At 49.9% G+C, this 12,811-nt stretch carries 11 protein-coding genes; 5 read left to right on the top strand and 6 right to left on the bottom strand.

Going from position 1 to position 12,811, the window contains the following annotated elements:
• Positions 1-5 precede the first annotated feature (5 nt).
• The 5 genes from rsgA to grpE form a co-directional block, all read right to left on the bottom strand.
• Positions 6-1,109, bottom strand: coding sequence for a small ribosomal subunit biogenesis GTPase RsgA (rsgA, locus tag H6F56_RS15910; protein ID WP_190669819.1), 1,104 nt, complete (start codon positions 1,107-1,109; stop codon positions 6-8).
• A complete protein-coding gene (locus H6F56_RS15905) occupies positions 1,106-1,363 on the bottom strand; it encodes a sulfurtransferase TusA family protein (RefSeq protein ID WP_190669817.1) in 258 nt (85 codons plus the stop codon). The genes rsgA and H6F56_RS15905 overlap by 4 nt, the downstream gene beginning before the upstream one ends.
• The gene (gene dnaJ, locus H6F56_RS15900; protein ID WP_190669815.1) at positions 1,363-2,484 is read right to left on the bottom strand and encodes a molecular chaperone DnaJ; all 1,122 of its coding nucleotides are present in this window, start codon (positions 2,482-2,484) and stop codon (positions 1,363-1,365) included. Before dnaJ ends, H6F56_RS15905 begins: the two co-directional genes overlap by 1 nt.
• Positions 2,485-2,649: 165 nt before the next feature.
• Positions 2,650-4,515 carry a molecular chaperone DnaK gene (dnaK, locus tag H6F56_RS15895; protein WP_190669814.1) on the bottom strand — a complete coding sequence of 622 codons (1,866 nt, stop codon included), beginning with the start codon at positions 4,513-4,515 and terminating at the stop codon, positions 2,650-2,652.
• 125 nt (positions 4,516-4,640) lie between these two features.
• A complete protein-coding gene (gene grpE / locus H6F56_RS15890; RefSeq protein ID WP_190669811.1) occupies positions 4,641-5,405 on the bottom strand; it encodes a nucleotide exchange factor GrpE in 765 nt (254 codons plus the stop codon).
• Between the two features lie 404 nt (positions 5,406-5,809).
• Between grpE and H6F56_RS15885 the strand changes: the two genes are divergently transcribed.
• The 5 genes from H6F56_RS15885 to H6F56_RS15865 all read left to right on the top strand — a co-directional run bounded on the left by H6F56_RS15885 (position 5,810) and on the right by H6F56_RS15865 (position 11,618).
• Positions 5,810-5,953 carry a hypothetical protein gene (locus H6F56_RS15885; RefSeq protein WP_190669809.1) on the top strand — a complete coding sequence of 48 codons (144 nt, stop codon included), beginning with the start codon at positions 5,810-5,812 and terminating at the stop codon, positions 5,951-5,953.
• A 410-nt stretch (positions 5,954-6,363) separates the two neighbouring features.
• Complete coding sequence (locus tag H6F56_RS15880; RefSeq protein ID WP_190669807.1) at positions 6,364-8,376, top strand: GspE/PulE family protein; 2,013 nt, start codon at positions 6,364-6,366, stop codon at positions 8,374-8,376.
• 145 nt (positions 8,377-8,521) lie between these two features.
• Positions 8,522-9,628, top strand: coding sequence for a type IV pilus twitching motility protein PilT (locus H6F56_RS15875; protein WP_190669805.1), 1,107 nt, complete (start codon positions 8,522-8,524; stop codon positions 9,626-9,628).
• A 174-nt stretch (positions 9,629-9,802) separates the two neighbouring features.
• Positions 9,803-10,948 carry a type II secretion system F family protein gene (locus tag H6F56_RS15870; RefSeq protein ID WP_190669803.1) on the top strand — a complete coding sequence of 382 codons (1,146 nt, stop codon included), beginning with the start codon at positions 9,803-9,805 and terminating at the stop codon, positions 10,946-10,948.
• Between the two features lie 70 nt (positions 10,949-11,018).
• Positions 11,019-11,618, top strand: a complete 600-nt coding sequence (locus tag H6F56_RS15865; RefSeq protein WP_190669801.1) for a hypothetical protein — start codon at positions 11,019-11,021, stop codon at positions 11,616-11,618.
• Positions 11,619-11,728: 110 nt separating this feature from the next.
• Here H6F56_RS15865 and bioU read toward each other — a convergent pair whose 3' ends face one another.
• Positions 11,729-12,760, bottom strand: a complete 1,032-nt coding sequence (gene bioU, locus H6F56_RS15860) for a (S)-8-amino-7-oxononanoate synthase BioU (protein WP_190669799.1) — start codon at positions 12,758-12,760, stop codon at positions 11,729-11,731.
• Positions 12,761-12,811 lie beyond the last annotated feature (51 nt).

Here is a 12,811-nt window from a genome sequence, read left to right as displayed (position 1 = left end):
TTCCCTCAAACCTCTTCTATATCTCCATGCAAATCTTCTATATTTTGGGTCTGAAACCGGCGAGAAGATCGACGATATTTCTTACTTTCTAACTTCGGCTCATATTGCTGCTCACCGGCACGCTTACTCTTCATCTTCATATTAGATTCAGCATCCGCCTGCTGCTGCAAACTATCATGCAGTATAACCGCCTCTGCCAAAAACTCTAGATAATGCTCGTAACGCTCCCAATCGCCCCGCACCGCACAATTCGGCTCATCTGCGTGTAGGCAATCATTAAACTGACACCTTCCCTCAGCTAAACGCTGCTGCACCTCTGGGAAATACAAGGCTAAATCCTCTGGTTCGCAATCCAAATCGGGTTGATTAAATCCGGGAGTATCTGCTAACAAACCACCCGCCGGCAGCTTAAACAATTCAACGTGTCGCGTCGTATGCCGGCCTCGATTAAGTTTTCCCGAAACTTCTCCCACTCGCAGGTTAATATCGGGAATCAAATAGTTAATTAAACTCGATTTTCCGACTCCAGAAGGGCCAGAAACAATCGTAATCTTTTCGTTGAGTTGTGTGTACAATTCATCTAAAGCAATGTCGGCTTCAACACTGATACACACTGGCTCATATCCCCAGCCGGCTAAGCGTTCTTTCCACTGCTGCAACTGCTCTGGGGAAATTAAATCACTTTTATTCAAACAAAGACAAATCTTCAAGCCGGTGGTTTCAGCTTTCACTAAAAACCGGCTCAATTGATGGGTATCAAGCGGCGGTTCTTCCAAAGCAAAAACCAGCAAAATTTGATTCGCATTCGCTACCGGAGGCCGATCCAGTTCACTTTCGCGGGGTAAAACTTGAGAGATCGCCCCGCGTCCGCCGGCCCAGTCCGGTTCCTCCACCACTACCCGATCACCTACCATCACCTGCTGGCCCATTTTCTTCAAGCGGGCGCGGCGGGTGCAGAGGAGAGTAGGGGAAGGAGGAATTGTATTCCCGTTCTCCGGTGCCGGCAAATCGAGCTGAACTTGGTAGTAATTTGCCTGAACTGCGACGACGGTGCCGGTGAGCAGAACTTCCGCCCCGCTTGGATTGCTCTCTGGTGCCGGTGAACTCATGCAGACGTTACGGGACGGCGCACTTTCACTGCAAAAAAGCCGGTGCGCTCCTCAATTTGCTCAATTTTATAGCCTTCCATCGCTAAGCTGTCGGGAACTTGCTCGATCGGTTCCCCGGCATCAAGCCACACTTCTAGCAGTTCACCGGCTGCCATTTTCTCCAAGCGGAGTTTGGTGCGAACAAAATTCAGCGGGCAAGGGGTGCCCCGCAAATCCATCTCAGCGTCGGGTTGTGAGCCGGTTGGATGGTTCATCACTTGTTGAACAGCCCTCCTAAGAAGCCCTGGCCCCCTTTGCCGACGTTAAGCCCTTTCGTTTTCGCTAAATTCTCCAACACGGTGCGCTCATCGGCACCCAAGCGAGTGGGAATTTCAATCAATACGGTAATTAAATGATCCCCGCGACTAACCGGGTTGCCCAGCCTCGGCACGCCCTTATTTTCTAAGGTTAAAACGGTACTCGGTTGGGTTCCGGGGGGAATCACCAATTCTGCCGGCCCATCAACGGTATTAACATCAAGCCGGCACCCCAAAATTGCTTGCAGGTAGCTAATCTTAATGTCCGAGAGGATGTTAATGCCTTCGCGATGAAATTCGGCATCTTCATTAACAAACAAGTAAACGTACAGATCCCCCGGTGTGCCGTTGCGCTGACCGGCATCTCCTTCGCCGGAAACCCGCAAACGCGTTCCACTGTCAACGCCGGCGGGAACGGTAATTTTCAGCTTCTTCGTTTCTTGTTTTTGACCCTTGCCGGTGCAAGATTCGCATTTATCTTCAATTACCTGGGCCGTGCCGTTACAAGTCGGGCAGACAGAAACTTGCGTAAAGCTGCCAAAGGGAGTGCGAGTGGCACGTCTCACCTGACCGGAACCCGTACAAGTCGGGCAGGTACGGGGGCGAGTTCCTGGCTTCGCGCCGGTGCCACTGCAAACCTCGCAGCTTTCCAGATGGCTGATGCGGATTTCCTTTTCCCCACCAAAGACGGCTTCCCGGAAGTCTAACCGCAGATCCAGGCGCAAATCGTCGCCTCGGACTGGCCCACCGCGCCGACGAGCCTGCTGGCCCGCCCCTGCGCCGGCGAAGCCACTGAAGAAGCTTTCAAAGATATCTGCAAAGCCTTCACTAAAGTCGCTGTAGCCGGCAGCACCGGCTCCGGAAACTCCCTGCTCACCAAAGCGGTCATAGCGACCCCGCATTTCTGGTTCCGACAGGACTTCGTAGGCGCGATTGATTTCTTTAAAGCGCTCTTCAGCCCCTTCTTCTTTGTTAACGTCCGGGTGATACTTCCGAGCTAAACGCCGGTAAGCGCGTTTAATTTCCTCTTTGTCCGCATCGCGGGAGACACCAAGAATTTCATAGTAGTCGCCGGCCATAGAGCGCTGTAGGTAGGTATAAAAAACAAAAAGTACGCAAATCTTAGGACTTTGGGTTGGATCGCTTTCCGGCTTGCTAATTAGCCGTCACAGCAACAGTCCTGTCCTACCTGTAGTATAGGAGCAACTGCGATCCAGCGCTGCTATTTAACGATTGTGAGCGGTTTATTTTCCAGGCTTTTGTGCTGCTGCCGCGCTATCGAAATCGCCGGCAGAACTGGCAGATCCTTGATAGACAGCAGTTCCGATAGAGAACAAGGTCTGCTGAAATGCCTCAATTTGCTGCTTCATTACTTCCAAGTCTATAGACTCATCTGCGATGACGGCCCGGAACTCGTCTGCTTTTTGGCTGAGTTCGGCTTTGAGGTCATCATCAAGAATGTTGCCGTGATCTTGGAGCGTCGCCTCATAATTATAGAATAAGCTATCGGCTTGATTTTTCAGTTCAGCCAGCAGCTTGCGTCGCCTGTCTTCTTCGGCGTACAGTTCGGCCTCTTGCCGCATCCGCTCCACTTCGCTTTCTGTCAGGCCGCCGGTATTCGTAATTTGAATACTTTGCTCGCGCCCGGTGCCTTTGTCTTGTGCGGAGACTTCGAGAATGCCATTGGCATCGATATCATAAGACACTTCAATTTGAGGCACTCCACGCGGGGCTGGGGGAATGCCGGTGAGCAAAAACTTGCCCAGGCTTTTGTTATCCTTTGCCATCGCCCGTTCGCCCTGCAGGACGTGAATTTCCACTGATCGCTGTCCGTCAGTTGCCGTAGAGAACATCTGGGACTTACTGGTGGGGATCGTAGTATTGCGATCAATAATTTTGGTGAAAACTTCTCCTAAGGTTTCAATCCCCAGAGATAGGGGCGTCACATCCAGCAGCAATAAGTCTTGCACCTCGCCGCCCAAGACGCCCCCTTGAATGGCCGCACCAAGGGCAACGGCTTCATCTGGGTTCACCGAGCGATCCGGTGTTTTGCCACCAAAATACTTGCTGATGGCTGTTTGCACTGCCGGTATCCGAGTCGAGCCACCTACCAAAATAATCCGGTCAATGTCATCCGCTGAGAGGGCGCAGTCTTTGAGCGCCTGACTCACCGGCTCGATTGTACTATCTACTAAATGTTTAACCAGTTCTTCAAACTGGGAGCGGCTCAGCTCCATTTCCAGATGTTTTGGCCCGGTTTCATCTGCTGTAATGAACGGCAGGTTTATGGTGGTGGTAGCCATATTGGACAATTCTATCTTGGCCTTTTCCGCTGCCTCTCGAATGCGCTGAAGGGCCATTTTGTCTGCCGAAATGTCCGTGCCTTCTTGGGCTTCAAATTGCTCGACAATCCACCGAGACAGGCAGGTATCAAAGTCATCGCCCCCTAGGTGGTTGTTGCCGGCGGTAGCTTTCACCTCAAATACCCCATCCCCCAGCTGCAACACGGATACATCAAAGGTGCCGCCGCCCAAGTCAAACACTAAGACGGTCTGCTCTTGGTCTTGCTTGTCCAACCCATAGGATAAAGCGGCTGCTGTCGGTTCATTGATGATCCGCAACACTTCTAAACCGGCAATGGTGCCGGCGTCTTTGGTTGCTTGCCTTTGGGCGTCTGTAAAGTAGGCCGGCACCGTGATCACTGCTTGATGCACGGGTTCGCCCAGATAAGTTTCCGCATCCTGCTTTAGTTTTTGCAGGATCATTGCCGAAATTTCCTGGGGGGTGTAGTTGCGCTTGCGAATTTGGACATCAACCGTCTCGTCCCTGCCCTTGACGCAATTGTAGGGAACCCGAGACCGTTCTTCTTCCGTGTCTTCCCAGCGCCGGCCAATAAAGCGTTTTATGCTGAATACTGTATTTTCAGCATTGGTCACCGCCTGTCGCTTCGCCAGCTGACCGACTAGGCGCTCATCACCCTTGCCAAACCCCACCATACTCGGAGTTGTACGTCCCCCCTCCGAGTTGGAAATAACGATAGGTTGGCCACCCTCTAAAACAGCGACACAACTGTTAGTTGTGCCTAAGTCAATACCAATGACTTTTCCCATAGAATTTGGACAAAATGTGAGTGTCGGTGAAATCCATTTTTTGGCAGTATTCCGCAAAATTGCGGAAACCCTATCACCTTGAGGCTAAATCTTTACAAATTTGCGGCCTCTCGGAGTAGCCTTTGTCAGCTTTCTGTTGATTCCTCCTGGGCGGTTTCTTCAGACTGCGCCCCTGGCTCTGGAGCGGCGGCCACCTTGACCATAGCATGACGCAAGACGCGCTCACCCAGGATATACCCGCGCATCAGTTCTTCCATCACCGTTCCTTCTGGAAACTGGTCAGTTGCCTCACGCATCACCGCTTCATGAAGATTGGGGTCAAATTCTTGGCCTTCCGGACGCATGGGGGCCACCCCAGTCCGTTTTAAGCAGTCTACCATTTGCTTGTATACGCTTTGGTAGCTTTTATGTATATTCATTTCTGAGTCAGTTTGCGGCTTAATCTGCGAACGCGCCCGCTCAAAATTATCCACAACCGGCAGCAGTTCCTTGAGGGTCGAGCACTTTATTTGAACCTCTAAGTCTTCTTTTTCTTTCTGAGTACGCTTGCGGAAATTGTCAAAATCTGCCGCTAGCCGTGCATAAACACTTCTCAATTCTTCCTGCTGGGATTTCAGCGACTCATTTTCTTGCAACAAGCTTTGGACAAAGGCGGGATCTACACCCCCTGACGCCACATCTTCTTGGCCTGTCGGATCATCAGCAGTTCCATTCGTTTCTGCGTAGGCTTGTGCGTACACTTCCAAATCGGGCGACCCGGAGGCATCTTCCTGAGGGGAATTCGCACTTCCTTGAGCTGCGGTTGTTTCGCCGGCCATTGACTCTGAACCCTCTACAATGTCATTTGTTGGGCTTTGGGTGTTCTCTAGCTGCTTTTCTTCGTCCATCATTCTCCACTAACCCCACTCAAAAAATTGCCAACTTAGCTACAGACTTTATGCCTATATATAAGCAATATCTCCTTATTGACTCACTGTAGCCAAAGGTTAAGCTTATCTGGTTCCAGGCATTTTTACGCGATGTGTCTTTCAACATTTTGACATTCTCCCAGTGGCAATGGCAAAACCTGACAGAGAGGTTAAGCCATGCCATTGGTGTTCCATGAAGTCAATAGCCGGTTTTACAAACGCGTTGTCTCAAAGCCTTAAGTACAGAACCCGCTCTTTACCCTACCCAAAGATGGGCGCTCTACTCAAAGGTGTTTAACGCGGTTACACTAAGGTTAAGGTCACTCATTCTCCCTAACCTTCTGTATCAAGACTGGTGACGAGCCGACTCGACTTTAAAATTGCGAGTGAACTTAGAAATTGCAGCGTTTGCTGCCTCAATTAACAACTTGCCCAAGGAACTGACAGGCAACCCTAGTAATTATGCTAGTGCCAGTGCTTTTTTGACCGCCCTCAATCAACGAGCCGGTGAGCTTCAGGTATCCCGTTGAGTCGTGATATCTAAATCAAACATATATTACAGCCAATCCGCCCAATCGGTTAATAACAGCTATTATTTGGGAACCATAAGTGCATCTTCTATTCACCAGCAACGACCCAGCCCATCAGGCTCATGGCCCGCCGGTTCAAATGATCGGCTTCCTCAGCAAGAGATGACCTTGACAGAAGCCTTTCGCCACAAAAAATCGGTGGCCTTGACCCGCATACCCCCAGGGGAAGCATTAAGCGCCAGGTATTTCCCCGTCAGGGTGCCCCGCTTGCCTCGGACGTTGAAAATGAAAACTTCAACAAAAGTGTTGCGGTCGGCTGACATAGATTCAGACAAAGCGGGTGTCATCTTTATAAATTCTGCTTGCAGACTTTTGCAAATCCAAGGGAAAGGAGTTCTGATTCATCAGCCATGACTAACACTTCATCGCAGCGGCGTGCGCTCATTACTGTCCAGAGTAATTTTTCTCCCTTTGGGAATAAACTGATTCAGGCCGGCTTCGCAGACACAGCACAGTTGCAGCAAGCCATGAAGCAGAGCCGTGAAGAGGGTAAACCCCTAATCTCGGCACTCGAAGCAATAACCGGCAAGCAACTGCCGCCAGAATTACTGCGCCAGTATAAAAAACTACAGCTATTTGAACTCAAAATTCTCTACGGCGTTGAAGCGTTCGATCCAGAACTTACTCAGATAGCCAGCGAACAAATCGGTTCCCTGATTGAAACCCTAATATCCAAAGACACCTGCCGTCGCCATCGGTTAATCCCACTACAGCAAGATGAAACTGAGCCACCCTCAGTCTTGGTGGCAATGGTCGATCCAGACAATTTAAACGCTCTCGACGATCTGAACCGGATTCTGCAACCCCAAAGATTGGGGCTGCAAAAAAGGGTAATTACCGCAGAAGACTATGAGCAGCTCATCTCTCAGTATTTAGATGAGCAGATGAAACAGCAAGCGGCTCAGCAAGCAAAAGCCCAAGCGCTCGATTTAAACTTCCAACCCGATGCCTTCGAGGACGATGGAAACATAGAAGAGGCAGCCGTTGACGAGGATATGAACCTCGACGCGGCTTTAGGAGACGCAGAATCCGGGCCGGTGATTGCCATTGTCAACAAAATCTTGGCCAAGGCACTCACTGACGGGGCGTCTGACATCCACGTCGAACCTCAAGAAGAGTATCTTCAGGTTCGGATGCGGAAGGATGGGGTGCTGCATGAACCGTTTCCCCGCTTACCGAAAAAGGTGATTCCTGCGATTACCTCACGTTTCAAAATCATCGCCCAAATGGATATCGCCGAACGACGGGTGGCTCAGGATGGCCGTATCCGCCGGGTGTTTCAGGGACGCACTGTTGACTTTCGGGTAAATTGCTTGCCCAGTCGGTATGGCGAAAAGATTGTTCTGCGGATCTTGGATAACTCGTCCACCCAGCTTGGTTTGGATAAATTAATCAGCGATCCAGAAACGCTTGCTCAAGTTAGAGAAGTGGCTGCTCGGCCTTTCGGGCTGATTTTGGTGACAGGGCCAACCGGCTCTGGTAAATCAACTTCTCTGTACTCAGTCCTCTCAGAACGGAACGATCCGGGAATTAATATCAGTACCGCAGAAGACCCGATTGAATATGCCTTGCCTGGAATCACCCAGGTGCAGGTCATTCGAGCCAAGGGTCTGGACTTTTCTAATATCCTGCGGGCGTTCTTGCGGCAAGATCCCGACGTGATTCTGGTGGGAGAAACGCGGGACAAAGAAACGGCTAAAACCGCAATTGAAGCGGCGTTAACCGGCCACTTAGTGCTGACAACGCTGCACACCAACGACGCGGCTGGAGCAATTGCGCGTTTAGACGAAATGGGAGTTGAGCCATTTATGGTGTCCGGTGCCTTGCTGGGTGTGCTGGCCCAACGTTTGATGCGACGGGTTTGCAGCCAGTGCCGGATTGAGTATAAACCGACCCCAGAAGAACTGGGTCGGTATGCTTTATCTGCTTCTCAGGAAGTCAACGTTACCTTCTTTAAAGCCAATACCATCGCGCCGGCAGAACGTAAAGTCGCAGCTGATCGCGGAGAACTCTGCCCCAAATGCGTCGGCGTTGGTTACAAGGGACGGGTGGGTGTTTATGAGTTCCTAAAGACAACTGAACGGCTAGCCGGTTTAATCTCTCAAGGCGCTCCAACTGAGCGAATCAAAGAAGCGGCAATAGAAGAGGGAATGAAGACTTTGCTAGCTTACAGCTTACAGCTCGTGCGCGAGGGCCATACAACCTTTGAAGAGGTGGAGCGGGTAACATTCACGGACACCGGCCTAGAAGCAGAACTGAAAGCCAAACGCAAGCAGGGACTCACCTGTAAAACTTGCATTGCCGAATTACAGCCAGAAATGCTGGATTGCCCCTACTGCATGACCCCGCGATTTCAAGACTAAGGGTTAAGCGAAACTAAAGATGCGGGGTGAGATTTCCGACTAATTCCCTAGTTTCCGACTTTCTCTAAAAAACGAAAAGGTTTGATGTGACTGAACCTTCACTAAATTTCTCAATAACAACGGAACACAATTTGGAGACGCATCTATGGCAGAGTATATGATTGAAGACGTGATGGAGTCCTTGGTAGAACAAGGCGGCTCAGATATGCACATCCAAGCCGGCGCACCTATCTACTTCCGCGTCAGCGGCAAACTGACCCCGCAACCGCAATTTGGAGAAAGTCTGGATTCTCAGGAATGTCAGAAGCTAATCTTCAGTATGCTCAATAACAATCAGCGCAAAGATTTGGAGCAGAACTGGGAGTTAGACTGCGCCTATGGGGTTAAGGGTTTGTGCCGGTTCCGCGTTAATGTCTACCGGGAACGGGGGTGCTGGGCCGCTTGTTTGCGGGCACTGTCTTCTAAAATTCCCAACTTTGAGAAGTTGGGGGTGCCAGAAATTATGCGGGAGATGGCTGAAAGGCCGAGAGGAATGGTACTGGTAACCGGCCAGACAGGTTCCGGCAAGACGACAACCTTAGCGGCCATCCTGGATTTAGTCAATCGCACACGCGCAGAACACGTTCTGACAGTAGAAGACCCGATTGAATATGTTTACCCGAATATCAAGAGCTTATTTCACCAGCGCCAAAAGGGTGAAGATACCAAGAGCTTTGGTAACGCCCTGAAGGCAGCACTGCGGGAAGACCCTGATATTATCCTGGTTGGGGAAATGCGGGACCTAGAAACGATTGGTCTAGCAATTTCCGCTGCAGAAACCGGCCACTTAGTCTTCGGAACCCTACACACGAACTCTGCAGCGGGAACAGTTGACCGACTGCTAGATGTATTCCCCCCCATTCAACAACCCCAGATTCGAGCACAGATGTCTATTTCCTTGGTGGGGATTTGCAGCCAAAACCTGGTGCCGACGATCGGTGGGGGACGGATAGCGGCCCAGGAAATCATGGTAAATACGCCGGCTATTGCTAACTTGATCCGAGAAGGGAAAAGCGCTCAAATTTACTCGGCTATCCAAACCGGCGCTAAAGTCGGGATGCAGACGATGGAGATGTGCTTGGCTAGAATCTTCCAAGAGGGCAAAGTCACTTGGGAAGCTGCGATGGCCAAATCTTCTAAACCCGATGAACTAGCACGCTTGATTGGGCCGGCACCCAAAGGGGCAGGGGCACCGGCTAAAGCAGCTCATTAACCGTGCGTCCCAGAACCGTTGAATGCTGTTAAACAAGTTGCGATTAGCGGCCAGTTAGAAAAGCCAGCCTCGGCAAATATTTAATTTCTTTGTTTTTTGTCTTTGAATGGATGAGATTTTACTTATTTCATCCATTCAAATTGACTTCCCAGTGTCTTTTTCAGGAGTTTAGTCATGCCTACTAATGTTGCCGCTGCTCAGGGTTTTAAAAAGAAAGCTACTAAAGCCAAAGGCTTTGACTTTAAGGAATTAGAAGAGAAGCTCAATTTCGCGATGGCCTCTGTCACGGTTAAGGACAAGGCTGTTTTCTCGCGTCAATTGGCAGTTTTGATTAATGCCGGTGTGCCATTGGTCAAAGGGATCGGCGTCTTACGCGAGCAAAATGATAACGCCAAGATGAAAAAAGCTCTGTCAGTCATTGATGCAGATGTGCAAGAGGGTGTGGCGCTTGCGGAGGCTATGCGGAAACATGATTACTGCTTTGATAATCTCTATGTCGCAATGGTACAGGCGGGAGAACTCGGTGGTGTCCTTGATGAAGTGTTGAACCGAGTTGCCAAGCTGCTAGAAGATGCTGCTCGATTGCAGAACCACATCAAATCAGCAACCGCTTATCCAAAGGCCGTCGGAACGATTGCTATTCTTGTATTCTTTGGGATGACGACATTTCTTTTGCCCACCTTTGCTAAGATTTTCGTAGAACTTGGGACACCATTGCCAGCCTTAACCTTATTTATGCTGGCGTGCAGCGATTTTTTTCGAACTCCAGTGAAATTAGGCTCACTCATCGGTACGATCTTTGCGATCACAACGGCTTACAACATGTACTACAAAACGCCGGTGGGTAAGCTGCAAATTGACGGCATAATGCTGAAGTTGCCTTTGTTTGGAGATTTGATCAAAAAAACGGCTGTCGCTCGTTTCTGCCGCACGTTCGGTATGTTGACCCGCTCTGGGGTGCCGATGCTAACTTCCCTGGAAATTGTTAAAGAAACGGCAGGAAATCAAGTCATTGCAAATGCAGTGGAAGCCGCAAGGCAAGAAATTCAACAAGGTGGCATGATTAGCGTTGCATTAAAAGAAGCGGATGTATTTCCCGCAATGGCAATTCACATGATGAGCATTGGGGAAGAAACCGGCGAAATTGACAAAATGTTGATGAAGGTTGCTGACTTCTATGAAGATGAAGTTGAGCAAGCAGTTAAAGCTCTGACCAGTACGCTGGAGCCAATTATGATGGTAGGCATTGCAGCGTTGGTTGGTGCAATTTTGCTGTCGATGTATTTGCCGATGTTCGCAGTGTTTGACAAATTAGGCTAAAAAGTTTTGGATTTTGGATTTTGAATCGTTTCTAAAATCTAAAATTCAAACTGTAAAATCTAAAACAATCATGCGTATTAAATCATCTCATTACGAAGCGTTACTTGCCCAGTACAGTGACGCTTATTCTCTAATCACCTTACTCAAGCAATACCGGCCTTATTTGGAAATGGTGCCAAGTATGCGCCGGCCTGAAGACAGTTTGATTGCGATTCCTCTGCCAATTGTCCGTGTTCGGGATGCGGTTTCTCAACCTGGACACAGTGGCATTAGTGTAGCTGCGGGGGAAGCCGTTTGTCTTCCTTGTGATGTAGCGATTTTGATGTGCGATCCCGAATGGAAAGTTAAAACCGGCATCGAGATTTTTATCTTCATTCATCGTCCCGAAGAAGACTTTTCCAGCCTGCTGAGGCGCTGGCGTCAGACACAAGTATGGCTTGATAAAGGCTATGAGTGGCTGATGCCTCACCGCTACCGCTATATTATCAGCGAAGAGGCGGAAAATATTTACCCCTTGTTTGTTTTATTTGAACAAACACCAGAACGAATTAAACGCGGCTTAAACGGCGCTTCTTTACCCTTTGTCATCCAAACTTTAGATGCCGGTGTAGAGGAGGAGGAAGCGGAAGAAGAATCTGAATCCTTCTCCACCGGCAACTCACAGGCATGAAGGGAAATGGGGGAAGGCTTAGCCAACCTAAAGGTATGGGCATAGGGAATGGGGCATCAGCTAGATTTCTGCAACTCTCCCCTTCTTCCCTAGCCCCTAGCCTCTAGTCCCTACCGAACAAATTGGGGCATGACTTCAGCAGCTGTAAATAAACCGTAAATGCCGCGCCGGTGTAACATAACCCCGGCTTTGAGATAGCCAAAAGCCGGCCCGCAAACATTAGCGGCCATGCTGGTTTCATCGCCTAAGGTGAAGGTGTGAGTAGAAATTTTCCCTTCAAAAGTGCGACCGGTTATTTGAACATTCGTGCTTAAGGGCTTCTTAGGATTGCGCGTATCAACAACGCCTCCCACCGTGACTTGATCTCGCGAACAAATGCCGGCAAGTTCCAGCATGATGTCGTCAGCGTGTTCCATATTTTCTAGGGTCAGTAAGCCGCCGGTTTCATCTAACAACGCTTGCACCTGAGCATCCGTCATGGCCATTGCCCGCTCCACATTGTAACCGGGCATATGGGCGATATCCTCGCGGATCGTGGCCCGATAGGCTTCCCAGTTGGCAATGCCGACCCCAAAGGTAATTTTTACCCTGTGGATTTCAGCATAGCTCTGAGCGGCTAGAGCGGCTGCGGCTGTTAGCAAACCGGGCGTTGCCCCACAGCCGGTCATATAAGTAATACCGGCCTCCTGTAACTCGTCTTGTAACTCCAACATCTGCTCAACCGCACTGGTACGTTTCATGGCGTCTACCAGTACCCCCCGCCATCCAGATTGAATAAACTGCCTTGCCACAGAAGCCATAAAGGTATTTGGTAAATTCGGCAGTGCGAGAAAATAGCCCTCGACTGAGGCGTTTTCTATTAAGTCCGCAATACTGTTGCTGCTGAGACGGCCTGCCGGCTCCAGATAGCCTAGAGAACCTTGAGACTGGTAAACCTTGATGCAGGCATCGGGATTTAAACCTTCTGGGTTGCAGGCGTAGCCTTTTTGATCGGCGGCAGCTACCCAAAGCATTTCGTGCTTAGGCGCAAGAACCCTAGCTGCGGCTTGACCCAGTCCGCCAAAACCCAACACTCCCACGCGTACCGCACTTGAGTTGCCGGCACTCGCATTATTTTGATTTGTAAATTGTTGTGTACTCATCTTGGCTCAAATTTAGACAAATTCTATTATCCCCTGCTGTCATCCTTGCGT

The sequence above is a fragment of the Microcoleus sp. FACHB-672 genome (assembly GCF_014695725.1).
Taxonomy (GTDB): domain Bacteria; phylum Cyanobacteriota; class Cyanobacteriia; order Cyanobacteriales; family Oscillatoriaceae; genus FACHB-68.
This window is presented reverse-complemented; position numbering and strand designations above follow the sequence as displayed.

Coding starts and splice junctions, on each gene's coding strand:
- H6F56_RS15875 (WP_190669805.1), top strand. CDS start 8,522: ATGGCAGAGTATATGATTGAAGACGTGATGGAGTCCTTGGTAGAACAA.
- grpE (WP_190669811.1), bottom strand. CDS start 5,405: ATGATGGACGAAGAAAAGCAGCTAGAGAACACCCAAAGCCCAACAAAT.
- H6F56_RS15905 (WP_190669817.1), bottom strand. CDS start 1,363: ATGAACCATCCAACCGGCTCACAACCCGACGCTGAGATGGATTTGCGG.
- H6F56_RS15870 (WP_190669803.1), top strand. CDS start 9,803: ATGCCTACTAATGTTGCCGCTGCTCAGGGTTTTAAAAAGAAAGCTACT.
- dnaK (WP_190669814.1), bottom strand. CDS start 4,515: ATGGGAAAAGTCATTGGTATTGACTTAGGCACAACTAACAGTTGTGTC.
- bioU (WP_190669799.1), bottom strand. CDS start 12,760: ATGAGTACACAACAATTTACAAATCAAAATAATGCGAGTGCCGGCAAC.
- dnaJ (WP_190669815.1), bottom strand. CDS start 2,484: ATGGCCGGCGACTACTATGAAATTCTTGGTGTCTCCCGCGATGCGGAC.
- H6F56_RS15880 (WP_190669807.1), top strand. CDS start 6,364: ATGACTAACACTTCATCGCAGCGGCGTGCGCTCATTACTGTCCAGAGT.
- H6F56_RS15865 (WP_190669801.1), top strand. CDS start 11,019: ATGCGTATTAAATCATCTCATTACGAAGCGTTACTTGCCCAGTACAGT.
- rsgA (WP_190669819.1), bottom strand. CDS start 1,109: ATGAGTTCACCGGCACCAGAGAGCAATCCAAGCGGGGCGGAAGTTCTG.